We start from the raw sequence: 21,800 nt of genomic DNA on the forward strand, positions 1-21,800 counted from the left end.
CCGTGGCCGCCTCATCCTTGGTACCTGACGCTACGGCAAGCGCACTTGCCTGTGTTGCGCTTGAGCAACAACCCGTCCCGAACCGGAATAGCAAGCATTTCCGCGGGATTCCTAGCGTGATTTGACGTTGACGTAAGGATTCCCGGGACGGTAGCTTCCGCGACAACTTAGACAGGTGACCGCCAAAGCAGCGGCGCCGCCCAGAGAGGAGGCCTTTCATGCGGAAGTTCCAACTGCTCACCGCGTCCGCCATCGCGCTGATGGCAACCACCCCAGCCTTTGCGCAGGAAACCCCTGCCCCCACCCCGGAGGAAACGAGCCCGGCCGACGAGGGTGAGGTCGTCGTCACCGCCACCGGCCGTGCGCAGGTCGCGCAGGACGTGCCGATCGCGGTCAGCGTGGTCGGCGCCGAGCAGCTCGAGAATACCGGCGCCAGCGACATTCGCGGACTGCGCCAGGTGACGCCGAGCCTTCAGGTGACCACCGGCCAGTCGGCCGCGACCGGCGTGGTGCTGCGCATCCGCGGCATCGGCACCGCGGGCGACAACCCCGGCTTCGAGCCGGCGGTGGGCGTGTTCATCGACGGCGTGTTCCGGGCCCGCGCCGGCGTCGCGCTGGCCGACCTGCCCCCGATCGACCGGGTCGAGGTGCTGCGCGGCCCGCAGGGCACTTTGTTCGGCCGCAACACCTCGGCCGGCGCGCTCAGCATCACCACCCAGGGCCCCTCGTTCGACCTCGGCGGCTATGTCGAGGGCAGCTACGGCAATTATAACGAGATCGAGGTCAAGGCCGGTCTCACCGGCGGGGTGAGCGAGCAGCTCGCGCTGCGCGTCGATGGCGGCTATCACAAGCGCGACGGCTACATCACCGATCCCAACACCGGCCGCGACTTCAACAATGTCGATCGCTGGTTCGTGCGCGGCCAGGCCAAGTTCGAGACGACCGACGTCGTCTTCCGCCTGATCGGCGACTATGCCGAGACCGACGAGGCGTGCTGCGCCGCGCTCAACACCGGATCGGGCTTCGTGCTCTATCCCTCGGGCCGCGACACGACCACCGCGGGCGGCCTGCTCGGGCTCATCACCAGCAATCTGATCGAGGCGCTTTCCGCCAACCCGCTCGCCGGCGGCGCGGCGGGCCGCGACGGCATCGTCCGTCCGTTCGATCCCGAAGGGCGCCGGATGGCGACCTCGCCCAACCGCGACCTGACCGAGCGCGTCAAGGAATGGGGCGTCTCGGGCCAGCTCGACTGGGATCTCGGCGACGTCTCACTCACATCGATCACCTCGTGGCGCGACTGGAAGGCGACACGCAGCCAGGACATCGACTTCTCCGGCCTCGATCGCGCCTATCGCGACGGCTATCGTACCGGCCTCCGCGACTTCACGCAGGAGATCCGCCTCAAGGGCAGCGCGTTCGACGGCAAGCTCGACTGGCTGGTCGGCGGCTTCTACCTGAACGAGAAGCTGACGCTGACCGACACCGTCCGGTTCGGCACCCAGACCGACCAGTTCGTCGACGGTATCGTCAACCAGCTGACCCGCAGCGCGGCACTGCCGACGGGCGCGCAGCTGTTCGGCACATTGCCCGGCGTGCCGCTGATGGGCCAGGTGCTGCTCGCCAGCAATCCCACGCTCGCCGCCGCAGCAGCAGCCGGCGGGCCGGCGGTGCTCGCGACGTTCCTCCAGCCGATCCCGCGCACGCCCGACGGCGCGGGCCAGCAGGCCGACCGCTACACGGTGGATACCGAGGCGTTCGCGATCTTCACGCACAACATCATCAACATCACCGACAATGTCTCGCTCACGCTGGGCGTGCGCTGGAACCACGAGACGAAGGACATCAACGCCAACCTCAACGCCGCGGTCCCGGCATGCTCCTTCTGGCTCAACCCGAACGCCGCGCTCTATCGCCAGGCGCTCAACGCCGCGGGCCTGTTCAGCCTCGCGCACCTCTACACCTGCAACCCGACGATCAACTCGGAGTTCAACGGCACCTATAACGGCGACCGCAGCGAGAATGAGTTCACCGGCACCGCCAAGCTCGCGTTCAAGATCAGCGACGACGTGCTGTTCTATGGCGGCTATGACCGCGGCTACAAATCGGGCGGTTTCAATCTCGACCGCGGCTCGTTCGACTCGGTGCTGCTCGGCGGAAACGGCGCGCAGATCGCCGATCTGGAGTTCGACAACGAGACCGTCGACGCCTTCGAGGTCGGCTTCAAGACCAACCCGCTGCGCGGCTTCCAGTTCAACGCCGCGGCCTTCTACCAGGAGTTCAAGGGCTATCAGAACAACCAGTTCGAAGGGACGCGCTTCGTGGTGCGCAACTTCGACAAGGTGATCTCGAAGGGCATCGAGCTTGAATCGGTGATCCGTCCGACCTCGGACCTCACCTTCGCGCTCAACTACACGCTGCTCGAGACCGAGGTGCGCGATCCGCTCGCCGGTTCGGACAATGGCAAGCCGCTGACCAACTCGCCGCGCAACGTGATCACCGGCGCCATCACCTGGACGCCCCAGATCACCAACAATGTCGGCGCGCTGTTCCATGTCGACTGGCGCACCAACAGCGATTCCAACACGATCAACAACCCGATCGCCCGGCCGTTCACCACCAATGACGGCTACAGCATCGTCAATGCCCGCGTCGGCCTCAATTTCGGCGAAGGCGGCCGGTTCGGGATCGAGGCCTATGTCGAGAATCTGTTCGACACCTATTACAACATCACGTCTTTCCCGGTTCCCGAGCAGGGCAGCAGCTTCGCGGTCTACCCCTCGCCGCCGCGCTTCTATGGCGTGAAGGCGCGCGCCCGCTTCTAAAGCGGCGAAACGCGGCGAGCCGGGTCATAACGGCGACAGGAGGGCGCGTCCGGGAAACCGGGCGCGCCCTTGCCGATTATCCTCTCCTAGGAGAATCGGTACGGTCGGAATGCTCAGTGCGGGCGACCGCGTGTCGTGGAAATCGCCAGGAGGCACCGGAAAGAGCGAAGTTCTCCACAAACAAACGTCGGATATGGTCTTGAAAGGCCATCAAGTACGTGCATCGCGTGAAGAACCACAGTACATCGTTCGCAGCGACAACGGAGGGAAAGCAGCCCACACGCCGTCGGCGCTGACCAAGATTTGAGCCGGGGGCTAATTCACCGGTTCGCAGAGGAGAAAAAAATATGGCGGAAAAGAAGGCATCCGGCGGGGCCCGTGGCGGCATCGCGAAGCCCGTCACCCCCTCGGCCGACCTGGCCGCGATCGTTGGCGCCGGCCCGCTGCCGCGCAGCGAGATCGTCAGCAAGATGTGGGACCACATCAAGAAGAACAATCTCCAGAACCCCGCCAACAAGCGCGAGATCCTGGCCGACGACAAGCTGAAGAAGGTCTTCGGCGGCGACAAGGCGACGATGTTCGAACTGAACAAGCACATCGCCAAGCACGTCAGCTGACCGGTTCCGGCGGATGCGCCGGATCGACATGCAAGAAGCCCCCGAAGCAGCACGCTTCGGGGGCTTTTCTCTTGGATGGGGTGGCGCCCCGTCCCCCTGTTCAACGTCATCCGTAGCCGGGCGAGCTAGCCCCTCTCACCAGTTGAACCGCACCGAGCCGACCACGGTGCGCCCCGCGCCGAAATAGCAGCTGTTGTTGAACGGGCACGCGGTGACGTGGCGCGCGTCGAGCAGGTTGGCCGCGTTGACCGCCAGACTGATCCCCTCCAGCGCGCCGCTCGCCTTGCCGAGATCATAGCCGATCACCGCATCGACCAGCGTGAACGAGTCCGTGGTGAAGCGCTGGAAGGTCGCGAGGCCGTTGATCACGGCATATTGGGTGGTCCCGTCCGATCCGCCGACATAGCGCACCCCGCCGCCGAGCTTGAGGCCGCCGAGCGGGCCGGTGACCGCGGCGTTACGCCCGAAATCATAGGACACGAAGCTCGAGGCGAGCCATTCGGGCGTGCCGAGCTGGCGTGTGCCCGTCGTGGTCGGGACGGCGCCGGTGGTGGCGTTCGCGGGGATCGCCGGCACGCCCTGCGTGATGATCGCATCGGTGTAGCTGCCCGCCAGCACCACATCGAGACCGCGGACGATCTCGCCCCGCCCTTCCAGCTCTACGCCGCGCACGCGTACCTCGCCGATCTGGATCTGCGAATTGGCGGGGATGCCGTTGGTACCCGCCGCGGGGTCGCTCACCGGTACATTCTGCCGTCGCAGGTCGTAGACCGAGGCGGTAAAGATCGCATTGGTCCCTTGCGGCTGGAACTTGAGCCCCGCTTCATACTGGCGGCCGGTGACTGGCTCGAACGGCCGGCCGTCCCAGGTCGTGCCGGCCTGCGGCTCGAACGATTCCGAATAGCTGAAGAAGGGCGAGAGGCCGAACTCGAACTCATAGAGCGCACCGAGGCGCGCGGTAAAGGCGCTCTGCGAGAGGAAGGTCGCCGCACCGTTCGCACCCACCGCGAGCTTCTTGTTGCGCGTCGTCTGGTCGTACCAGTCGAACCGCCCGCTGGCGATCAGCTGGAGCCGGCCGATCGCGATCTGGTCCTGCAGATAGACGCCGACCTGCGTCCGCTTGCCATAGGTGTTGACATAGGCCGGCGACAGCACCGTCAGGTCGAAGCTCGGCAGCGTGCCGCCATAGACCGGGTTGAACAGGCTGAGATTGGGGATGCTGGTCAGCGGGTTGGCGCTGACCCCGGTGTTGAACTGCTGGAAATTCTCGCCGGTGATGTTCTGATAGTCGATGCCGGCCAGCACGTTATGCTGTATCGGACCGGTCGCGAACTTGGCGGCGAAATGGTTGTCGAGCGTCAGCATGTCGAAATCCTCATCCGCGCCGCCGCCGCCGCGGATGATCGTCGAATAGTCGCTGCTGAGGCCGTCAGCGGTCTTCGCGAAGCCCTGAACGTAGAGCTGGCGGTAGCTCAGCTCGTTATTCTGGAAGCGAAAGTTCGAGCGGAAGCTCAGACTGTCGTTGAACTCGTGGCGGAAGAAGACGGCGATCGCCTTCTGCTTGTGGTTGTAGCGCTCATAGCCGGGATCGCCGGTATTGATGTCGCGCGGCAGCTCGCCGAGCGGGTTGGGCAGCACCGAGCCATAGGCGGGAACGCCCGAATAGCCGCCGCCCGAGGGCGAATGCTGATAGGCCGCGAGCAAGGTCAGGCTGGTGCGGTCGGTCGGCGCGAAGGTCAGCATCGGGCTGACATGATAGCGCTCGGAGAAGGTGCCCTCGGTCAGCCCGTCGCTCTGCTGCCAGCCGCCGACGACGCGGAACAGCAGCCGGCCGTCCTTGTCGAGCGGCTGGTTGACATCCGCCACTGCGCGCAGCGTGTCGTAATTGCCCGCCTGCAGCTCGACCCGGCCGAACGCGGTCGCCTCGGGCAGCTTGCTGACCAGGTTGACGAGGCCGCCCGGGGTCGAGTTGCCATAGAGCACCGAGGCCGGGCCCTTGACGATGTCGATCCGCTCGATGCGGTTGAAGTCGATCTGCGGCATCGAATAGGGGCCGGCGAGCAGTCGCATGCCATCCTGGTACACGCCGGGCGCAAAGCCGCGCAGGATGAGCTGGTCGTAGCGCGTCACCATGCCGCCGCGCTGGTTGGGCGAGACGCCCGCGACATAGCCCAGCGCCTGGTTGATCGACTGGGCGTTGCGCAGTTCGAGCTCGGCGCCGTCGATCACGGTGATGCTCTGCGGGGTTTCCATCAACGGCGTGTCGGTCTTGGTGCCCGAGCCGGTGCCCTTGGTGTTGACGCCGGTGATGACGACCGTGTTGCCATCCTGCGCGGCGGCATCCTCGCCCTCGTTCGCCGCCACGATCGCCGGCACCGCCAGCGCGCATGCGATCAGCGCCGCGCGCGACAGACCCGTCGAAAACTTCCCATGGCGGCGAACGAACATCTGACACCCCTGCTATTGATAGTGATTCGCATGAGCCGTTAGGGGCCGTACGCGTTTGTTGCAAGCGCGAAAGGACGGCGCGGCGAGCTGGTGCGCTGGCCGGACGGTGGAATATCATGTCGGGAAAAGTGGTGACCCCGGCGCGATTCGAACGCGCGGCCCTCAGATTAGGAATCTGATGCTCTATCCTGCTGAGCTACGGAGTCACTCGCGCCCCAATAACCGGGTTTGGGAGGCGTGGCCAACCCCTGTTTACAGGGGCAGCAAGCGTCAGTTGCGCTGCTCGGGCGGCACCACGGGCAAGGGCAATGGCGCGACCGGCACGCCCTCCTCGATCAGCGCCTTGGCCTCCGCGACGCTGGCCTGGCCGTGGATCGGGGCATGCGCCTCGTCGCCGAGATGCATCGCGCGCGCCTTGTCGGCAAAGGCGAGGCCGACCCATTTCGAGCCTTCGAGCATTTTCGCCTGCGCCTCGGCCAACGCGGCCATCACCTGCCGCGGGTCGGGCTTGCCGGGCGTCGGCGGCGCATCGGCGCGGCGGTTGCCCTTGGCGGCGACGTTGGGCGCCATCACCGCCTTGTCGATCGCGGTGTCGCCGCACAGGGGGCAGGCTACCAGCGCCTGCTCGCGCTGGCGTTCATAGTCGGCGCTCGATCCGAACCACGCTTCGAACACATGGCCGGTGGTGCAGCGCAGATCGAAGACGATCATCGCACCACCTCCACCGCAGGGATCGCGCGGCGGTGCGCGATCGCGGGCACGCGCGAACGCACCTCCACAACCCGCGCCGGATCGATCTCGGTAACGCCCAGCCCAGCCCCCTCGCCCATGTCGAGCAGCACCTCACCCCAGGGATCGACTGCCAGGCTGTGGCCATAGGTCGCGCGGCCGTCTTCATGCTCGCCCGCCTGCGCCGCGGCGATCAGATGGACGCCGGCCTCGATCGCCCGCGCGCGCAACAGGACATGCCAATGCGCCGCGCCGGTCGGGCGGGTGAACGCCGCCGGCACCGACAGCAGGGTCGCGCCGGCATCGGTCAGCGCGCGGAACAGGTCGGGGAAGCGCAGGTCGTAGCAGATCGCCAGGCCAAGCGTGCCGAGTGGGGTCGCCACCACCACGGCGCCCGTCCCGGGCGCATAGGCATCGGATTCGCGCCAACGCTCGCCGGTCGGCAGATCGACGTCGAACAAATGCAGCTTGTCATAGCGCGCGCGGATCGCACCGTTGCCGTCGATCACGAAGCCGCGGTTGACGAAGCGGTCGTCCGTTTCCCCTCTGAGCGCCAGCGACCCGAGATGCACCCAGATGCCGTGCTTCGCCGCGGCCTCGCGCACTGCGGCAAGCACGCGATCGTCCGTCTCGGTCATGATGTTCCCCGCCGCCCGCTCGCGATCGCGATCGACCAGCCCCGACATCTCGGGCGTGAACAGCATCGTCGCGCCGCCCGCCGCCGCCTGTGCGACGCCGTCTGCCAGCGTGCGCGCATTGGCGAGCGGATCGATCCCGCTCGTCATCTGAAGGATCGCGGCCTTCATTGCCCGAGCAGCGCGTCCAGCCTGCCCTCGCGTTCGAGCGCGACGAGATCGTCCGACCCGCCGATATGCGCGCCATCGATGAAAATCTGCGGCACGGTGGTGCGGCCACTGGCACGCTGGATCATCTCCTGCCGCCTGGGCCCGCCCATCGTCAGGTCGAACTCCTCATAGTCGGCGCCCTTGCTGTCGAGCAGCGCCTTGGCCCGCGCGCAGAAGCCGCAGAACGCCTTGGTATAGATTTCGATCTTCGCCATCACCCTCTGAGGTGAGAGCCCGGCCCGCGCTTGTCAATCGGCCGCATTGGGATCGAGCACGCGCGCCCAGCACAGGACCGCCACCCGCGCCGCGCCCGCGCGCTTGAGCACGCGCACGCAGGCGTCGGTGGTCGCGCCGCTGGTGAAGACATCGTCGACCAGCACGACCGACCGGCCCTTCACCCGCTCCCGCACACCGGGCGCGGCCGCGAAGGCGCCAGCGACCGCCTTCGCCCGTCCCCGCGCGCCGAGCCCGCGCAGCACCGGCGTTGCCTTCACCCGGCGTAGCAGATCCAGTTCGGCGGGGATGCCGCGCAGCCGCGAAAGCTCGCGCGCGATCAGCGCCGCCTGGTTGAAGCCGCGCCCCCAGATGCGCCAGCGGTGGAGCGGCACCGGCACCAGCAACTCGGCGCCCTCGGGCATCAGCCGCGCCATCAGCCGTGCGGCGGTGGCGGCATAGGCGGTGCGTCCGCCATATTTGAGCTTGAGAACGAGCGTGCGTGTGGCCGGGCCGTACGCCACCGCGGCGCGGATGCCGTCGTGCACCGGCGGCTCGGCGAGGCATGGGCCGCAGAGTGCCTCCGCGCCGCGATCGAACTCGAACGGCAGGTTGCACGCAGTGCACCAGGGCGGCGCGATCAGCGTGAATTGTCCCCAGCATCGCGCACAGAAGCGGTGGTCGGCCTCGACCACCTCGCTACAGCCCGGACAGCGCGGCGGGAGCGCCAGCGCGATGAGCTTCAGGATCGGTTCGCGTGCCCCCACGGCGCTTCTTGTCGCGCGGCGACGAAACCGGCACAAGCCGCCCCGTGACCTCCGCCGTAATCCCGCCCGAAATCTTCGACCGCGTCCGCCGCCACGCCCGTCGCGACCGCGCCGCCCCGCACTTCGCCGACGCCGCGTTCATACGCGACTGGATGCTGGAGGGGATCACCGAACGGCTCGACGCGGTGCGCCGCGACTTCACCGAGGTGCTCGACCTCGGCTGCTTCGACGGCGGTTTCATCCCGCCACCCGGTGCACGGGTGACGCGGATCGACGCGGGCGCGCGCTTCGCCGCGATGGCTGGCGGCATCCAGGGCGAGGAGGACCAGCCGCATTTCCCCGACGCCAGCTTCGATCTCGTCGTCGCCGCGGGCAGCCTCGACACCGTCAACGACCTGCCCGGCGCATTGGCGCTAATCCGCCGCGCGTTGCGGCCCGACGGGCTGTTCCTCGGCGCATTCCTCGGCGGTTCGACCCTTTCGACTCTGCGCGCCGTGCTGCTCGAGGCCGAGGCCGACCGCCCGGCAGCGCGCGTCCATCCGCAGATCGACGTGCGCGCCGCGGGCGACCTGCTGATGCGCGCCGGCTTCGCGCTGCCCGTCGCGGACGTCGAGACCCTCGACGTCCGCTATGCAAGTCTATTCGACCTGGTCCGCGACCTGCGCGGCATGGCGGGCACGAGCCTGCTGCCATCCTCGCCCCCGCTGTCCCGCGCCATCGTGGCGCGCGCCGCCGCGGCATTCGGCGCGCGCGCCGATGCAGAAGGACGGACGACCGAGCGCTTCGACGCGATCTTCGTGACCGGCTGGGCGCCCGATCCCTCGCAGCCGCAGCCGGCACGCCGCGGCTCCGCGACCGCCTCGCTCGCCGCCGCGCTGAAACCCTAGATCAGCGCCTCGAGCAGGCCGATCAGCGGCATGTCCGCAGGCGGCATCTCCAGCCGGTGCAGCTCGAGCGGGCGCACCCATTTGAGCGCCGTCGCGTGTTGCGGCTGCGGCACCCCGCTCCATTTGCGTAGCGCGTAGAGGAGAAGCAGCAAATGCCGCTCGCCCAGCGCCTCGCTGGCGAAGGTCGCGGGGGCGAGGCAGGCGCGCTCGACGCCGATGCCGAGCTCCTCCTCCAGCTCGCGGCACAGCGCGGCTTCGGGCAGCTCGCCGGGATCGACCTTGCCGCCGGGGAATTCCCACAGCCCGGCCATCGGTTTGCCTGGCGGCCGCTGCTGCACCAGCACGCGGCCGTCGCCGTCGACCAGCGCTGCCGCGACCACCATCAACAGTCCGGGCTTGGGCAGACCCGATCTCAATGTCTCCGAATCGGAGCTTCCAGTTTGCAACATCGACATTTCGTTAATCTTGAATCCCTAGATTCCGGTAATCCCGATTGGAGAAGATGCGTCCATGCGTGCGCTGAAGACATTGCCTGGACGCCTTGTGCGCTGTCCGCTGGTCCGTTGCCAGCGCGCCGCGACCGCGGTCGAATATGGCCTGATCCTCGCGCTCATCGTCCTCGCCATGATGCTGGCGCTGATCGAACTCGCCGGCACCACCACGGGCATGTGGAACAACGTCAGCGCCGCGGTGCAAGGCGCCCGCTGATTCCCCTGCACGTCCCGGCGCATCTAAGTCCTTTGTTAACTTCCGCCCCGTAATTTCCGTGGTTGCTGGACCGGGGGGCTTCATCCCGCGTGCAGCCGGGTAACTGAAGTTGTGAACAGGATGGAGACCGGTATGAACACGATTCGCAAGATTTTCGGCAACAAGAAGGGCGCGACCGCCATCGAGTACGGCCTCATCGCCGCGCTCATCGCCGTCGCCGCGATTGCCGCGATGCAGGGCCTGGGCAACCAGCTCAAGACCACTTTCGGCAACGTTTCGTCGAACATGAAGGCGTCGTAAGACCCTTTCGACAAAACCAAAGACCGGGGCGGCGGGACGAGAGTTCCGCCGCCCCATCTATTTTCGACTTCATTGTTACTTGAGCGTAACGATATTACCAATCGATTTAGGATGCGTGTTTAGCACCCCGCAAGCCGCACCGTGCAAGATTGTCGTGCCAGCGCCGTAATGACACGTGCGCTCAGCGGGGGAATGTCGATGGTTCGCGCACTTTTCCGTAGTCGCAAGGGAGCGACTGCAATCGAGTATGGACTGATTGCGGCGCTTATCGCCGTCGCCGCGATCGCGGCGATGCAGGGGCTGGGCAATCAGCTCACCACGACCTTCAGCAACGTCTCGTCGAACATGAAGGCGTCGTAAGGCCGTTCAGGTTCCGAAATCGGGGGGCGGCGAGCTTGGGTTCGCCGCCCCTTTTCCTTGTCAGGCGCGGCCCATCGCCAGGAACTTGACGCGGCGGCTCTGGCGCAGCGCCGTGGCGCCCTGCCCGGCAAGCTCGCCGAGCGCCGCCTCGATCGCGTCGCCGAGCGAATCGATCGCGGCATCACGGTCGCGATGCGCCCCGCCCAGCGGCTCGGGCACGATCGTGTCGATCACGCCCAGTTCCTTGAGGTGCTGCGCAGTCACCTTCATCGCCTCGGCCGCCTCGGGCGCCTTGTCCGCGGTGCGCCACAGGATCGAGGCGCAGCCCTCGGGCGAGATCACCGAATAGACCGCATGCTCCATCATCAGCACGCGATTGCCTGCGGCGAGCGCCACCGCGCCGCCCGAACCGCCCTCGCCCAGGATTGACGCGACCAGCGGCACGCCCGCGTTGAGGCACGCCTCGGTCGAGCGGGCGATCGCCTCAGCCTGGCCGCGCTCCTCGGCCTCCATCCCCGGGAAGGCGCCCGAAGTGTCGACCAGCGTGATCACCGGGATGCCGAACTTGTCGGCGAGTTCGACCAGGCGGATCGCCTTGCGATAGCCCTCGGGCTTGCCCATGCCGAAATTGTGCTTGAGGCGGCTGGCGGTGTCGTCGCCCTTCTCGTGCCCGATCACCATCACGCGCCGCCCGCGGAACCGGCCGAGCCCGCCCTGGATCGCGGCGTCGTCGGCAAAGGCGCGATCGCCGCCCAATGGCATGAAATCGCTGATCAGCCGTGCGACATAATGTTTGAAGTGCGGGCGCTCGGGGTGCCGCGCGACCAAAGTCTTTTGCCACGGGGTCAGCCGCGAATACGCGTCGCGCAGGAACCTGTCCGACTTGGCCTGGAGCCTTGCGACTTCGCTGTCGATATCGACCTCGCCACCGGCCGCGGCTTCGCGCAGCTCGTCGATGCGGGCCTGAAGCTCGGCAATCGGCTTCTCGAATTCGAGGAAAGTAGCCATCGGCGCGGCCCTATGCCCCCTCTTTGCTCACGTCAACGCGCCCAGTGACTCGGGCCTTGATCTTGGGTTTGTCAGCAAGCGGGTGCCGCTCATTGACCAGCTGCACCAGCCGGGCGCTGTCGACATGGGTGTAGATCTCGGTGGTCGCGATATCGGCATGCCCCAGCATCGCCTGCAGCGCGCGCAGGTCCGCGCCGCCCTCGAGCAGGTGTGTGGCGAAGGCGTGGCGCAGCACATGCGGGCTGATCCGGTCGGCCGGGATCCCCGCCTCGGCGGCGAGCGCGCGGATCATCTGGTAGAGACGCACGCGGGAGAGATGACCCTTGCCCGACGGAAACAACCATTGCCGCTGCACGTCGACATGGCTGCGCCACGCCGCCACCGCGGCGCGCGCGCGATCCGACAGCGGCACCAGCCGCTCGCGCCCGCCCTTGCCCCGCAGGATGAGATAGGGCTTGTCCGGCTGCACCGCGTTGCGCGGCAGCGAGACCAGCTCGGTCGCCCGCAGCCCGGAGCCGTAGAGCAGCTCGACCAGCGCCAGCAGCCGGAGGTCGCGCGGATCCGGCGGCACGCGCTCGATCCGCGCCTGGATCGCCGCGAACAGCCGCTCGACATCGGCGGTGGACAGCGTCTTGGGCAAGCTCCGGCCGCTCCCCGGGCGCGGCAGGGCAGCGCCGGGATCGTCGGCGCGCAGCCCCTCATTGGCGAGGAAGGAAAAGAAACGGCGCAGGGCGGCGGACTTGCGCGCGACGGTCGCGCGCGACAAGTCGCGCCATTCGTGCGCGAGCTTCTCGATCCCGGAGCGATCGGCGGCGGCGAGCCCTCTTGCCAGCACCTCGGACGCGAGCCGCAGGTCGGTGCCATAGGCGGCGATCGTGTTGCGCGAGGCGCCCGCCTCCGCCGCCATCATCTCGAGGAAGCGCTCGATCAGCGCGCGGTCGTCGCCCGGGCTTGCGCCGGTCAAAGCCGCGTGATCGCCTCGACGGCGATCATCCGCGCATAATTGCCGAGCCCAACGCGGGTGAGCGCGCGGGTGATATGGTAGAGCGCCTCGGGCGAGACGCCGTCCCAGACCTGGGTCTGCATGCCCGCCGCAGCGAGCAGCACGACCGTGCCGGGCTCGCCGCGCTCCGCAGCCTCGCCGATCGCGCGCGTCCAGGCATTGGCGGCCTCGAACTTCACCCCCGCGCTACGCATCAGCTGCGCGCCATCTGCGTCGGACACGCGCCCCGCGCCCGCCATCGCCGCGGCGTAAAGTGCGCTGTTGGCGCCGCGATACGCCCCGGCGTCCCCCGCCGAAGCCGGGCGGCCGGACGGGTCGGCGAGCAGCAGCATCGCCCAGCCCTCGCTGCCGCGCGCGGCCACGCTGCGCCAGCGCAGCGCGGCACGATCGAACCCGGCGCTCAGCATCGATGCGATCAGCCGGTCAGCGTCATCGCGCAGCTCGGCATCAGGGTTTAGCCGCGCCGCCGCGCGCGCCGTCAGGATCAGGCGGCTATAGCGCGCGCCCACGCCTTGCGGTTCGTCCCACAGGCCACGCATCTGTTCGACGCGCTCGGCCGGAGTCGCGGCGGTGAACGCGGCGCGCAGGTCGCGCGCCACTGCCACCTCGGTGGTGGTCGCGTCTTCCTGCTCCTCGATCTCGCCATAGAGGTCGGTGAGCGCCTGGCTCGAAAACACCCCCTGGCTCGCCGCCGCTTCCGCCGCCGCGATCCGGTCGCGCCAGCCCAAGCCCGGGGCGGTCGCGCGCCAGTAATTCACCTGCGGCCCGACCGTGCCATAGAGCTCGGCCGGGACGTCGGTCGCCGACGCAACTGCGAGCCCCCAACGCCAGGCGCTCAGCTGGTCCACCGCGTCCCACTCGATCGTCACCGCGCGGCGGCCCGCCACGCCCATGCCGACCACCTTCTCGGCGAGCAGCAGGTCGATCGAATTGTTCATCCGGCGGCGCGCCGAGTCGATCAGCGGCCCGGCCTTGCTGGGATTGCCCTCGAGCCCGGCGCACATCGCCTCAGCGAAGCGCCAGTTGCGGTCGGGCGCGGTGCGCAATGCTGGCACCACCATCGGACACATGCCGCCCGGATCCGCGGTCGCCAGCATCGCCTGCATGCCGACCTGGAACAGCTTGGGCGTGTAATTCTCGATATCGACCGACTGGACCATCGCGCGCGCGGCCTCGGCCTCGCCCATGCGAATCAGCAGCCAGGCGCGCTCGGCGGCGAAGTCCGCGCCGTTGAGCCCGGCGGGCGTATCCACGCGCGACAGCAGTGCGCGGCGCAGCGCGATCGACAGCCAGCGCGACGCGACCGGCGCGTCGAGCCGCCGCATCAGCGCCTCAAGGAACCCGCCATCGGCGCGGCCGAAGGCATTGGCCGGCAGCCCGTCGCTCGCCGGCGAGGACGGGCCGACCTGCGCCAGCGAGCGCTTGGCGAAATCGGGCAGCTCGTAACGCTGGATCACCGCATAATCGATCTCGCCCGGCACGCCGGTCGGGGTCGCGCCGGGGGTGGGCAGCGGCAGCGGCGCGCCGGGCGCCGGACTCGCCGTGCTGGTCGTTGCCGGTGGCGGCGCAGGGCGCGGCGCGCCCGGCTGCACGGGGGCAGGCGCCGGAGCGGGTGCCGGCGCGGGCGCGGGAACGGGATCGTTGAAGCCCGGCGGCAGCAGCGATTCGGGCCGGTCCTGGCCCAGCGCGGGAATCCCCACGCCAGCCGCCAGCACCACGCCGAGCGCGGTCAGCGCAACGCTAGTTCGCGAGATTTTCAAGCGGCACGGCCTTTTCGACGGTCACCGGCTGCTTCTCGGTATCGCGCCCGGCAAGGAAGAACAGGCCGCCGATCAACAGCACGGCAACCACGATGATGATAACGAGCGAACGGGACATCGACCCCCTCAAAAACCGGGATATCAGTACAGGCGATCAGGCCTTTTGCCCGAGCGCGGCCCTCGCTGTATAGCCCCCGCGACCATGCTGCAAACCCGTCCCGCCGATCCTCTGCCTCCGCCCCGTCCGATCGTGCTCATCGGGCTGATGGGCGTGGGCAAGACCACGGTGGGCCGCCGCCTCGCCCAGCGGCTGCATCTGCCCTTCGTCGATGCCGACAACGAGATCGAGGCGGCGGCGGGCATGACCGTCGCCGAGATTTTCGAGCGCTTCGGCGAAGACCATTTCCGCGACGGCGAGCGGCGGGTGATCGCGCGGCTGATCGACGGTACGCCCAAAGTCATCGCCACCGGCGGCGGCGCCTTCCTCAATGCCGAGACGCGCGCGCTGATCCTTGACCAGTCGACCGCGATCTGGCTGGACGCGCCGCCCTATGTCCTGGCCGAGCGCGTGTCCAAGCGCGACCATCGCCCGCTGCTTCGTGGAAAGGATCCCTTGAAAGTGCTCACCGAACTCGCCGCCGTCCGCAACCCGGTCTATGCGCTTGCGCCGATCCATGTGGTGAGCAAGTCCGCGCCGCACGACGCGACGGTCAACGCGATCCTCGAGGCGCTTCGCCAATGAGGGTCGTCCCGGTCGCGCTCGGCGCGCGCAGCTATGAGGTGCGCATCGCGAGCGGGCTGCTCGATCGCGCCGCCGAGCAGCTCGCGCCGCTCGCGCACAAGCGGTCGCTCGCGATCGTCACCGACGCCAATGTCGCGCCGCATGCGCAGCGCCTCGCCGCCGCGCTGGCAGCCGCGGACCTTGCCAGCGAGACCATCGTCCTGCCCGCGGGCGAGGGCACCAAGAGCTGGGCCCAGCTCGAAGCTTTGCTCGACCGGCTGCTCGATCTTGGCATCGAGCGCGGCGACCATGTCATCGCGCTCGGCGGGGGGGTGATCGGTGACCTGACCGGCTTCGCCTCGGCGATCCTCAAGCGCGGCTGTAACTTCGTACAGATCCCGACCACGCTGCTCGCGCAGGTCGACAGCTCGGTCGGCGGCAAGACCGCGATCAACAGCCGCGCCGGCAAGAACCTGGTCGGCGCCTTCCACCAGCCGGCTTTGGTGCTGATCGACCCGGACCTGCTCGACACGCTTCCTCTGCGCGAGCAGCGCGCCGGCTATGCCGAGGTCGTCAAATACGGCCTGATCGACGACGCCGACTTCTTCGCCTGGTGCGAGGGCAATGGCGCGGCGCTGCTGGCGGGCGACGCCGACGCACGCGCCTTCGCCATCGCCCATTCGGTCGGCGCCAAGGCACGGATCGTGGGCGAGGACGAGCGCGAGACCACCGGCACCCGCGCGCTGCTCAACCTCGGTCACACCTTCGGCCACGCGCTGGAGGCCGAGACCGGCTTCTCCGACAGGCTGCTGCACGGCGAGGGCGTCGCGGCGGGCATGGCCCTCGCGTTCGCCTTCTCGGCGCGCCAGGGCCTGTGTCCGGAGACCGATGCGCAGCGTGTCGCGGCGCACCTCAAGGCAAGCGGCTTGCCCCACGACCTCGCCAGCGCCGGCATCACCGCAAGCGGCGCGCGGCTGGTCGAGCATATGCTCCACGACAAGAAGATGGACGCGGGCACCCTGCCCTTCCTGCTCACGCGCGGGATCGGCGCGACCTATCTCGACAAGCATGTCGACCTGGCCGACGTCGCGGCGTTCCTGGACGAGCTGCCGCGCTAGCCGGAATCGCTTGGGGCGGAAGGCATCAACCTCCCGCCCCCGGTCCCCTCCGCTCGGGAGGCGAGTTCTAAGCTTCGAGCTGGCGCATCAGGCTACGCACCGCGCCGTCGATCTCGCTGTCGATGCCGCGCAATTCCTCGATGCGGCGGACGGCATGGATTACCGTGGAATGATCTCGATTGCCGAACTTGCGGCCGATCTCGGGCAGCGAGCGGGTGGTGAGGCGCTTGGCGAGGTACATCGCGATCTGGCGCGGACGCGCGATCGCCACCGCGCGGCGCTGCGACACGAGGTCGAGCTGCTTGACGTCGAAGTGCGACGACACCGCCTTCTGGATCTCGTCGATCGTGATGCGGCGCTGGCTGCCGCGCAGCGCCTCGCCCAGCACGCTCTCGGCGAACTCGATCGTCACCGTCTCGCTGTTGAGCTGGGCATAGGCGACGAGGCGGTTGAGCGCGCCTTCCAGCTCACGCACGCTGCTGCTGATCCGCGCGGCGAGCAGATCGAGCACGTCGGCGGGCACCGCTGCGCCCGGCATGTCCTCGAGCTTGCGGTCGAGGATCGCGCGGCGCAGGCCCAATTCGGCGGGCTTGATGTCCGCCGCGAGCCCGGCACCGAGCCGCGAAGCGAGCCGCGCCTCGATCCCCTCGAGCGCCAGCGGGCTGCGGTCGGCGGCGATGACCAGCCTTTTCCCCTCGCGCATGAACTCGTCGACGGTGTGGAAGAACTCTTCCTGAGTCGATTCCTTGCCGGCGATGAACTGGAGATCGTCGATCATCAGCAGGTCGACGCCGCGCAGCCGTGCCTTGAACGCGAACGTGTCCTTCTCGCGCACCGCGCGGACGAACTCGAACATGAAGCGCTCGGCGGGCATGTAGATCGCGCTCGCCTCCGGGCACGCCTCGAGAAAGGCGTGGCCGATCGCGTGCATCAGGTGAGTCTTGCCCTGTCCGGTCGAGCTGTGGAGGTAAAGCGGGCTGAAGCGCGGTTTGCCGCGCTCGGCCAGCGCTTTGGCGGCGTTGAACGCGACTCGATTCGACGCATCGACCACGAACCGGTCGAAGGTGAAGCGCGAATCGAAGCGCGGGCGCTCGGCGGAGGCAGCGGGCTTGATCGCCGGGCTCGCGGCAGTCGGCGTGGCGGCGGCCGGCGATTCGGTCTCGGGTGCGAGCTCGCGGCTGTCGCGCGCCAGCGTCTCGATCGACACGGTGCGCACATTGGCCAGCAGCGCGCGGAATTCCATCAGCAGCCGCTCGGCATAATGGCCCTTCACCCAGTTGGTCATGAAGGGCGAAGGCAGGCCGAGCCGGATCGTCTCCGCATCGTCGCTGTCGATCAGGACGATGGGCTTCAGCCACTGGTCGAACAGCCGCTGGCCTGCGGAAAGCCGCAAATTGCCGCGCACGCGTGTCCAGGCCTTGGCTTGATCCATCCTTCACGCCCCTCTCTTTCGGCCCGCGCGCAGCGGGCAAATCCTCCCGATGCGGAAAGCGCCCCCTTCCGCACGCTGATTTCGCTCAGGCAAAAGATCGCCGCAGCCGGAATCGCATCCGCACTGGCCCGTGACCTTCGCTGAATCCGCGCGCGAGAACGTCGCGGCGGAAGATCGTTTTAGGGACCATTTTTCGAGTCGATCAAGAGGGCGGCGTGTAAAGAATCTGAAATAAGTAGGCTTGACTCGCGTCCTGCCCGGAAATCCGCGATTCAGCGATCAAACAGCTGAAATCGCTAGCCAAATCTCGAACGTTACAAACGCGTGACGACGCGACTCGCGCGATTCTGCGGCTTACGTGGGTTCGTGTCCGCCAAGCGCTTGAACACGCACGAAAAACCCCGCCGGAGCATTCCGGCGGGGTGTCTAAATCGCTGAAATCGCGTGGGTCAGGCGAGCGCGGCGATGCGCTTCGTCAGGCGCGAAAACTTCCGCGACGCGGTGTTCTTGTGCAGCACGCCCTTGGCCACGCCGCGCGCCAGTTCCGGCTGCATCGCCTTCAGCGCCGACTCGGCCGCCGACTTGTCGCCCGACTCGAGCGCGCTCTCGACCTTCTTGACGAAGGTGCGGATGCGGCTGACGCGCGCGCCGTTGACTTCGGCGCGGGCGGCGTTGCGGCGGATGCGCTTCTTGGCTTGCGGCGTGTTCGCCATGTAGTTTCGTTCCTGTTTTCGATGCGAAAAGAGGCGCGGAACCAGTGTCCCCGCCTCGGGAAAGCGCGCGCCTTAGCGAGGACGTGCGATTCGGTCAACCTTTGCGCGAGCTTGAAGCGATGGGTCTGTTCCTTCAATCCTCCCCGCCAGGGGAGGGTTGAATGTCACAAGCTCATTTCTGGCACGTCGGGCACCAGAAGGTCGATCGCCCACCCTCGGTGTAGCGCGCCACCGTGCCGCCGCATTCGCAAGGCTCGCCCTCGCGGCCATAGACCTTGAACTGCTTGGAGAAATAGCCGAGCTCGCCATCGGGCCGGGCATAGTCGCGCAAGCTCGACCCGCCAGCCTCGATCGCGGCGTCGAGCACCTCATGCACCGCCGAAACCAGCCGGGCCAACCGCGGCTTCGAGAGCGATCCACCCGCCCGCTTCGGCGAAATCCTTGATTCGTACAGCGCCTCGCAGACATAAATATTACCCAGCCCCGCGACGATGCGCTGGTCGAGCAGCAGCAGCTTGATCGACGCCGTCCGCCCGGCGAGCACGGCCTTGAGATGATCCGCGGTGAACTGCGGGCCGAGCGGCTCGGGGCCGAGCGCCTTGAAGGCGGGCCAGTCGCCGACCCCGGCGGTCGGCACCAGATCGACCGAGCCGAAACGCCGCGGATCGTTGAGCGCGATCACCCGCCCTTCCTCGGTCTCGAGGATCAGATGGTCATGGGGCAGCAGCTCCGACGGATCGACTCGCCAGCGCCCGGACATGCCGAGGTGGAAAATCATCGTGTCGCCGCGATCGGTGTCGATCAGCCCGTATTTGGCGCGGCGGCCGAGCGCGGTGACGGTGGCGCCGGTCAGCCGCTGGCCCAGATCCTCCGGCATCGGCCGGCGCAGATCGGGCCGGCGCAGCTGCACGCGCCGGATGCGCCGCCCCTCCAGCACGGGGGCGAGACCGCGCACGGTCGTCTCGACTTCGGGAAGCTCGGGCATCGTGATCCTTGATTTTCCCGGGTGCTATGTTGCGTTTGCTCCGTCCACAAGCCTTGGCTAGAGCCGCGCGCATGACCGACACCGTCTCCTTCGGCTACGAAGATGTCGCCCCCGACGAGAAGACCCGCCGCGTCGGCGGGGTCTTCTCCAGCGTCGCCTCCAGCTACGACCTGATGAACGACGCGATGTCGGGCGGGCTGCACCGCGTGTGGAAGGACGTGTTCGTCCGCCGCGTGAAGCCGCGCGAGGGCGAGACGATCCTCGACATGGCCGGCGGCACCGGCGACATCGCCTTCCGCATGGCCGAATCGGGCGCGGCGATCACCGTCGCCGACATCAATCCCGACATGCTCGCCGTCGGCATCGACCGCGCGGCGAAACGCGGCATCGACGGCCTCGTGTGGACCGAAGCGAATGCGGAAACCCTGCAGTTCCCCGACCGCTTCTTCGACGCCTACACCATCGCCTTCGGCATCCGGAACGTGACCGACATCCCCAGGGCGCTGCGCGAGGCGCATCGCGTTCTCCGCCGCGGCGGCCGGTTCTTCGTGCTCGAATTCTCGACCACCGTCTGGCCGGGCTTTGCGGACGTGTACGATGCCTATTCGCACCATGTCGTGCCCAAGCTCGGCAAGCTGCTCGCCAATGACGAGGACAGCTATCGCTACCTGATCGAATCGATCCGCCGCTTTCCCGACATGCCGACCTTCAAGCGCATGATCGAAGAGGCCGGCTTCGTGCAGGCCCGGGTCGAGCCGATGCTGGGCGGCCTGGTGGCTATTCACAGCGGCTGGAAGATTTGACCGCGCCTGCCATCCATCTCTTCCGCCTTCTCAAATGGGGCCGGATCCTCGCGCGCCACGGGGCGCTGCGCGGGATCGAGCGCGATCGCAACACGCCGCGCCCGGTGCGCCGCCTCGCGCGGCTCGCCCGCTTCGGCGCGCGCGTGCCCGAAACCCCACGTTACGCCGACGCGCTGCAGGCGATCGGTCCCGCCGCGATCAAGCTCGGCCAGACGCTCGCGACCCGCGCCGACCTGATCGGCGAGGCCGCGGCGCACGACCTGATGCGGCTGCAGGACGCGCTGCCGCCCGTCCCCTTCCCGGTGATCAAGCGCGCGATCGAGGCGAGCTTCGAGCGCCCGGTCGAAACCCTGTTCGCGCAAATCGAGGAGGCCCCGATCGGCGCCGCCTCGATCGCGCAGGTCCATCGCGCGACCACCACCGACGGCCGCCAGGTCGCGGTCAAGGTGCTGCGCCCGGGGATCGAGGCCGAGTTCGCGCGCGCGATCGACACCTATGAATGGGCGGCGGCGCAGCTCGAGGCGCTGGGCGGCGAGGCCGCGCGGTTGCGCCCGCGCCTCGTCATCGAAACGTTCAAGCGCTGGACCGCGCGTGAGCTCGACTTGCGTCGCGAAGCCGCCTCGGCCTCCGAACTGTCGGAATCGATGGAGGCCGAGCCCGACTTCACCGTTCCGGCGATCGACTGGCAGCGCACCACGGGCAGGGTGCTCACCCTCGAATGGGTCGACGGCATCAAGCTGTCCAACCGCGAGGCGCTGATCGCCGCCGGCTACGATACCAAGAAGCTCGCCGACACGCTGGTCCGCGCGTTCCTGCGCCAGGCGATCTCGGAGGGCTTCTTCCACGCCGACATGCACCAGGGGAATTTGTTCGCCCTGCCCGACAGCCGCATCGCCGCGATCGATTTCGGCATCATGGGCCGCATCGACCGCCGCGCGCGGGTATGGCTGGCGGAGATCCTCTACGGCCTGATCACCGGCAATTATCGCCGCGTCGCCGAGATCCATTTCGAGGCGGGCTACGTCCCCCCGCACCACAATGTCGCCGAGTTCGCGACCGCGCTGCGTGCGGTGGGCGAGCCGATGCGCGGGCTGCCCGTCAAGGACATGTCGGTCGGCATGATGCTCGACAGCCTGTTCAACATCACGCGCGACTTCGACATGCAGACTCAGCCGCATCTGCTGCTGCTGCAGAAGACGATGGTGATGGTCGAGGGCGTGGCGACGCGGCTCCATCCCGACATCAACCTGTGGGATTCGGCCGCCCCCTTCGTGCGCGAATGGATCCGCACCGAGCTGGGCCCCGAGGCGTTCATCGCCGACCGATTGTCCGAGGACCTCAAGACCCTCGCGCGGCTACCCAAGCTGATCCGCAACATCGAGCGCCACTTCCCCGATCCCGGCGGTGCGCCGCCGGCCCCGCCGCTCCGCGAGATCGAGGTGGTGCGCGTCGGCGGCGGCTGGCGTTATGCCGTGGTGGCGCTGCTCGCGGCGGGCGCCGGGATCGCCGCGACCTTGCTGCTCACCTGACAGCAGCGATCGGCCGCGGTAGAAGACCGCCC

At 68.0% G+C, this 21,800-nt stretch carries 24 protein-coding genes and 1 tRNA gene; 11 read left to right on the forward strand and 14 right to left on the reverse strand.

The genetic code is table 11. The features are described from left to right. Positions 1 to 218: 218 nt before the first annotated feature. The 3 genes from OK349_RS14690 to OK349_RS14700 all read left to right on the forward strand — a co-directional run bounded on the left by OK349_RS14690 (position 219) and on the right by OK349_RS14700 (position 3,439). Positions 219 to 2,822, forward strand: a complete 2,604-nt coding sequence (locus OK349_RS14690; protein ID WP_265118663.1) for a TonB-dependent receptor — start codon at positions 219 to 221, stop codon at positions 2,820 to 2,822. 109 nt (positions 2,823 to 2,931) lie between these two features. Next, positions 2,932 to 3,129, forward strand: coding sequence for a hypervirulence associated TUDOR domain-containing protein (locus OK349_RS14695; RefSeq protein ID WP_265118664.1), 198 nt, complete (start codon positions 2,932 to 2,934; stop codon positions 3,127 to 3,129). A 40-nt stretch (positions 3,130 to 3,169) separates the two neighbouring features. Beyond that, on the forward strand, positions 3,170 to 3,439 hold the full coding sequence (locus OK349_RS14700) for an SWIB/MDM2 domain-containing protein (protein ID WP_066574787.1): 270 nt from the start codon (positions 3,170 to 3,172) through the stop codon (positions 3,437 to 3,439). A gap of 135 nt (positions 3,440 to 3,574) precedes the next feature. On the opposite strand, the gene OK349_RS14705 is transcribed toward OK349_RS14700, so the two are convergent. The 6 genes from OK349_RS14705 to OK349_RS14730 form a co-directional block, all read right to left on the reverse strand. Beyond that, positions 3,575 to 5,887, reverse strand: a complete 2,313-nt coding sequence (locus OK349_RS14705; RefSeq protein WP_265118665.1) for a TonB-dependent siderophore receptor — start codon at positions 5,885 to 5,887, stop codon at positions 3,575 to 3,577. A gap of 129 nt (positions 5,888 to 6,016) precedes the next feature. Next, positions 6,017 to 6,093 (reverse strand) — tRNA-Arg (locus tag OK349_RS14710). 64 nt (positions 6,094 to 6,157) lie between these two features. Beyond that, entirely contained in the window at positions 6,158 to 6,598 is a 441-nt protein-coding gene (locus OK349_RS14715; RefSeq protein ID WP_265118666.1) for a DUF1178 family protein, read from the reverse strand. Beyond that, on the reverse strand, positions 6,595 to 7,422 hold the full coding sequence (locus OK349_RS14720) for a carbon-nitrogen hydrolase family protein (protein WP_265118667.1): 828 nt from the start codon (positions 7,420 to 7,422) through the stop codon (positions 6,595 to 6,597). Before OK349_RS14720 ends, OK349_RS14715 begins: the two co-directional genes overlap by 4 nt. Beyond that, positions 7,419 to 7,676, reverse strand: coding sequence for a glutaredoxin 3 (gene grxC / locus OK349_RS14725; protein ID WP_265118668.1), 258 nt, complete (start codon positions 7,674 to 7,676; stop codon positions 7,419 to 7,421). The genes OK349_RS14720 and grxC overlap by 4 nt, the downstream gene beginning before the upstream one ends. Positions 7,677 to 7,709: 33 nt before the next feature. After that, positions 7,710 to 8,441, reverse strand: a complete 732-nt coding sequence (locus OK349_RS14730; protein ID WP_265118669.1) for a ComF family protein — start codon at positions 8,439 to 8,441, stop codon at positions 7,710 to 7,712. Positions 8,442 to 8,485: 44 nt separating this feature from the next. Here OK349_RS14730 and OK349_RS14735 point away from each other — a divergent pair, with 44 nt between their 5' ends. Further along, on the forward strand, positions 8,486 to 9,328 hold the full coding sequence (locus tag OK349_RS14735) for a class I SAM-dependent methyltransferase (RefSeq protein ID WP_265118670.1): 843 nt from the start codon (positions 8,486 to 8,488) through the stop codon (positions 9,326 to 9,328). On the opposite strand, the gene OK349_RS14740 is transcribed toward OK349_RS14735, so the two are convergent. Next, positions 9,325 to 9,711 (reverse strand): (deoxy)nucleoside triphosphate pyrophosphohydrolase, encoded by a 387-nt coding sequence (locus tag OK349_RS14740; RefSeq protein WP_265119290.1) that lies wholly within the window; start codon positions 9,709 to 9,711, stop codon positions 9,325 to 9,327. The genes OK349_RS14735 and OK349_RS14740 overlap by 4 nt on opposite strands. A 127-nt stretch (positions 9,712 to 9,838) precedes the next feature. Between OK349_RS14740 and OK349_RS14745 the strand changes: the two genes are divergently transcribed. The 3 genes from OK349_RS14745 (at position 9,839) to OK349_RS14755 (ending at position 10,696) form a co-directional block, all read left to right on the forward strand. Further along, positions 9,839 to 10,036: a Flp family type IVb pilin gene (locus OK349_RS14745; RefSeq protein ID WP_265118671.1), complete on the forward strand. Its 198-nt coding sequence runs from the start codon at positions 9,839 to 9,841 to the stop codon at positions 10,034 to 10,036. A gap of 132 nt (positions 10,037 to 10,168) precedes the next feature. Beyond that, a complete protein-coding gene (locus tag OK349_RS14750; RefSeq protein ID WP_265118672.1) occupies positions 10,169 to 10,336 on the forward strand; it encodes a Flp family type IVb pilin in 168 nt (55 codons plus the stop codon). Between the two features lie 198 nt (positions 10,337 to 10,534). After that, positions 10,535 to 10,696 (forward strand): Flp family type IVb pilin, encoded by a 162-nt coding sequence (locus OK349_RS14755; RefSeq protein ID WP_372340576.1) that lies wholly within the window; start codon positions 10,535 to 10,537, stop codon positions 10,694 to 10,696. A 60-nt stretch (positions 10,697 to 10,756) separates the two neighbouring features. On the opposite strand, the gene OK349_RS14760 is transcribed toward OK349_RS14755, so the two are convergent. Genes OK349_RS14760 through OK349_RS14775 form a run of 4 tightly spaced genes read right to left on the reverse strand, consistent with a single transcriptional unit; the run spans position 10,757 to position 14,585 of the window. Continuing rightward, complete coding sequence (locus OK349_RS14760; RefSeq protein ID WP_265118673.1) at positions 10,757 to 11,704, reverse strand: acetyl-CoA carboxylase carboxyltransferase subunit alpha; 948 nt, start codon at positions 11,702 to 11,704, stop codon at positions 10,757 to 10,759. Between the two features lie 10 nt (positions 11,705 to 11,714). Then, complete coding sequence (locus OK349_RS14765) at positions 11,715 to 12,668, reverse strand: tyrosine recombinase (RefSeq protein ID WP_265118674.1); 954 nt, start codon at positions 12,666 to 12,668, stop codon at positions 11,715 to 11,717. Beyond that, positions 12,665 to 14,467 carry a hypothetical protein gene (locus OK349_RS14770; protein WP_265118675.1) on the reverse strand — a complete coding sequence of 601 codons (1,803 nt, stop codon included), beginning with the start codon at positions 14,465 to 14,467 and terminating at the stop codon, positions 12,665 to 12,667. Before OK349_RS14770 ends, OK349_RS14765 begins: the two co-directional genes overlap by 4 nt. Further along, a complete protein-coding gene (locus OK349_RS14775; RefSeq protein ID WP_265118676.1) occupies positions 14,448 to 14,585 on the reverse strand; it encodes a hypothetical protein in 138 nt (45 codons plus the stop codon). Before OK349_RS14775 ends, OK349_RS14770 begins: the two co-directional genes overlap by 20 nt. Before the next feature lie 84 nt (positions 14,586 to 14,669). Here OK349_RS14775 and OK349_RS14780 point away from each other — a divergent pair, with 84 nt between their 5' ends. Together OK349_RS14780 and aroB are read left to right on the forward strand one after the other, a co-directional pair. Beyond that, a complete protein-coding gene (locus tag OK349_RS14780) occupies positions 14,670 to 15,209 on the forward strand; it encodes a shikimate kinase (protein ID WP_265118677.1) in 540 nt (179 codons plus the stop codon). Continuing rightward, positions 15,206 to 16,306 carry a 3-dehydroquinate synthase gene (aroB, locus tag OK349_RS14785; RefSeq protein WP_265118678.1) on the forward strand — a complete coding sequence of 367 codons (1,101 nt, stop codon included), beginning with the start codon at positions 15,206 to 15,208 and terminating at the stop codon, positions 16,304 to 16,306. The genes OK349_RS14780 and aroB overlap by 4 nt, the downstream gene beginning before the upstream one ends. Positions 16,307 to 16,373: 67 nt before the next feature. On the opposite strand, the gene dnaA is transcribed toward aroB, so the two are convergent. From dnaA to mutM, 3 genes are all read right to left on the reverse strand, one after another. After that, positions 16,374 to 17,738 (reverse strand): chromosomal replication initiator protein DnaA, encoded by a 1,365-nt coding sequence (gene dnaA / locus OK349_RS14790; protein ID WP_265118679.1) that lies wholly within the window; start codon positions 17,736 to 17,738, stop codon positions 16,374 to 16,376. Positions 17,739 to 18,187: 449 nt separating this feature from the next. Continuing rightward, positions 18,188 to 18,451, reverse strand: coding sequence for a 30S ribosomal protein S20 (rpsT, locus tag OK349_RS14795; RefSeq protein ID WP_265118680.1), 264 nt, complete (start codon positions 18,449 to 18,451; stop codon positions 18,188 to 18,190). 172 nt (positions 18,452 to 18,623) lie between these two features. Then, positions 18,624 to 19,436 carry a bifunctional DNA-formamidopyrimidine glycosylase/DNA-(apurinic or apyrimidinic site) lyase gene (gene mutM, locus OK349_RS14800; protein ID WP_265118681.1) on the reverse strand — a complete coding sequence of 271 codons (813 nt, stop codon included), beginning with the start codon at positions 19,434 to 19,436 and terminating at the stop codon, positions 18,624 to 18,626. 71 nt (positions 19,437 to 19,507) lie between these two features. On the opposite strand from mutM, the gene OK349_RS14805 reads away from it, so the two are divergent. Both OK349_RS14805 and ubiB read left to right on the forward strand, forming a co-directional pair. Beyond that, on the forward strand, positions 19,508 to 20,239 hold the full coding sequence (locus OK349_RS14805) for a class I SAM-dependent methyltransferase (RefSeq protein ID WP_265118682.1): 732 nt from the start codon (positions 19,508 to 19,510) through the stop codon (positions 20,237 to 20,239). Continuing rightward, positions 20,236 to 21,768, forward strand: coding sequence for a 2-polyprenylphenol 6-hydroxylase (gene ubiB / locus OK349_RS14810; RefSeq protein WP_265118683.1), 1,533 nt, complete (start codon positions 20,236 to 20,238; stop codon positions 21,766 to 21,768). Before OK349_RS14805 ends, ubiB begins: the two co-directional genes overlap by 4 nt. Positions 21,769 to 21,800: the final 32 nt, after the last annotated feature.

The organism is Sphingomonas sp. BT-65, from assembly GCF_026107375.2.
Lineage (GTDB): Bacteria > Pseudomonadota > Alphaproteobacteria > Sphingomonadales > Sphingomonadaceae > Sphingomonas.

What these genes read in the sequence shown, in the direction of transcription:
- OK349_RS14690 (WP_265118663.1), top strand. Translation starts at nt 219, where the DNA reads ATGCGGAAGTTCCAACTGCTCACCGCGTCCGCCATCGCGCTGATGGCA.
- OK349_RS14695 (WP_265118664.1), top strand. Translation starts at nt 2,932, where the DNA reads ATGCTCAGTGCGGGCGACCGCGTGTCGTGGAAATCGCCAGGAGGCACC.
- OK349_RS14700 (WP_066574787.1), top strand. Translation starts at nt 3,170, where the DNA reads ATGGCGGAAAAGAAGGCATCCGGCGGGGCCCGTGGCGGCATCGCGAAG.
- OK349_RS14705 (WP_265118665.1), bottom strand. Translation starts at nt 5,887, where the DNA reads ATGTTCGTTCGCCGCCATGGGAAGTTTTCGACGGGTCTGTCGCGCGCG.
- OK349_RS14715 (WP_265118666.1), bottom strand. Translation starts at nt 6,598, where the DNA reads ATGATCGTCTTCGATCTGCGCTGCACCACCGGCCATGTGTTCGAAGCG.
- OK349_RS14720 (WP_265118667.1), bottom strand. Translation starts at nt 7,422, where the DNA reads ATGAAGGCCGCGATCCTTCAGATGACGAGCGGGATCGATCCGCTCGCC.
- grxC (WP_265118668.1), bottom strand. Translation starts at nt 7,676, where the DNA reads ATGGCGAAGATCGAAATCTATACCAAGGCGTTCTGCGGCTTCTGCGCG.
- OK349_RS14740 (WP_265119290.1), bottom strand. Translation starts at nt 9,711, where the DNA reads ATGGTGGTCGCGGCAGCGCTGGTCGACGGCGACGGCCGCGTGCTGGTG.
- OK349_RS14745 (WP_265118671.1), top strand. Translation starts at nt 9,839, where the DNA reads ATGCGTGCGCTGAAGACATTGCCTGGACGCCTTGTGCGCTGTCCGCTG.
- OK349_RS14750 (WP_265118672.1), top strand. Translation starts at nt 10,169, where the DNA reads ATGAACACGATTCGCAAGATTTTCGGCAACAAGAAGGGCGCGACCGCC.
- OK349_RS14755 (WP_372340576.1), top strand. Translation starts at nt 10,535, where the DNA reads ATGGTTCGCGCACTTTTCCGTAGTCGCAAGGGAGCGACTGCAATCGAG.
- OK349_RS14760 (WP_265118673.1), bottom strand. Translation starts at nt 11,704, where the DNA reads ATGGCTACTTTCCTCGAATTCGAGAAGCCGATTGCCGAGCTTCAGGCC.
- OK349_RS14775 (WP_265118676.1), bottom strand. Translation starts at nt 14,585, where the DNA reads ATGTCCCGTTCGCTCGTTATCATCATCGTGGTTGCCGTGCTGTTGATC.
- OK349_RS14780 (WP_265118677.1), top strand. Translation starts at nt 14,670, where the DNA reads ATGCTGCAAACCCGTCCCGCCGATCCTCTGCCTCCGCCCCGTCCGATC.
- aroB (WP_265118678.1), top strand. Translation starts at nt 15,206, where the DNA reads ATGAGGGTCGTCCCGGTCGCGCTCGGCGCGCGCAGCTATGAGGTGCGC.
- dnaA (WP_265118679.1), bottom strand. Translation starts at nt 17,738, where the DNA reads ATGGATCAAGCCAAGGCCTGGACACGCGTGCGCGGCAATTTGCGGCTT.
- rpsT (WP_265118680.1), bottom strand. Translation starts at nt 18,451, where the DNA reads ATGGCGAACACGCCGCAAGCCAAGAAGCGCATCCGCCGCAACGCCGCC.
- mutM (WP_265118681.1), bottom strand. Translation starts at nt 19,436, where the DNA reads ATGCCCGAGCTTCCCGAAGTCGAGACGACCGTGCGCGGTCTCGCCCCC.
- OK349_RS14805 (WP_265118682.1), top strand. Translation starts at nt 19,508, where the DNA reads ATGACCGACACCGTCTCCTTCGGCTACGAAGATGTCGCCCCCGACGAG.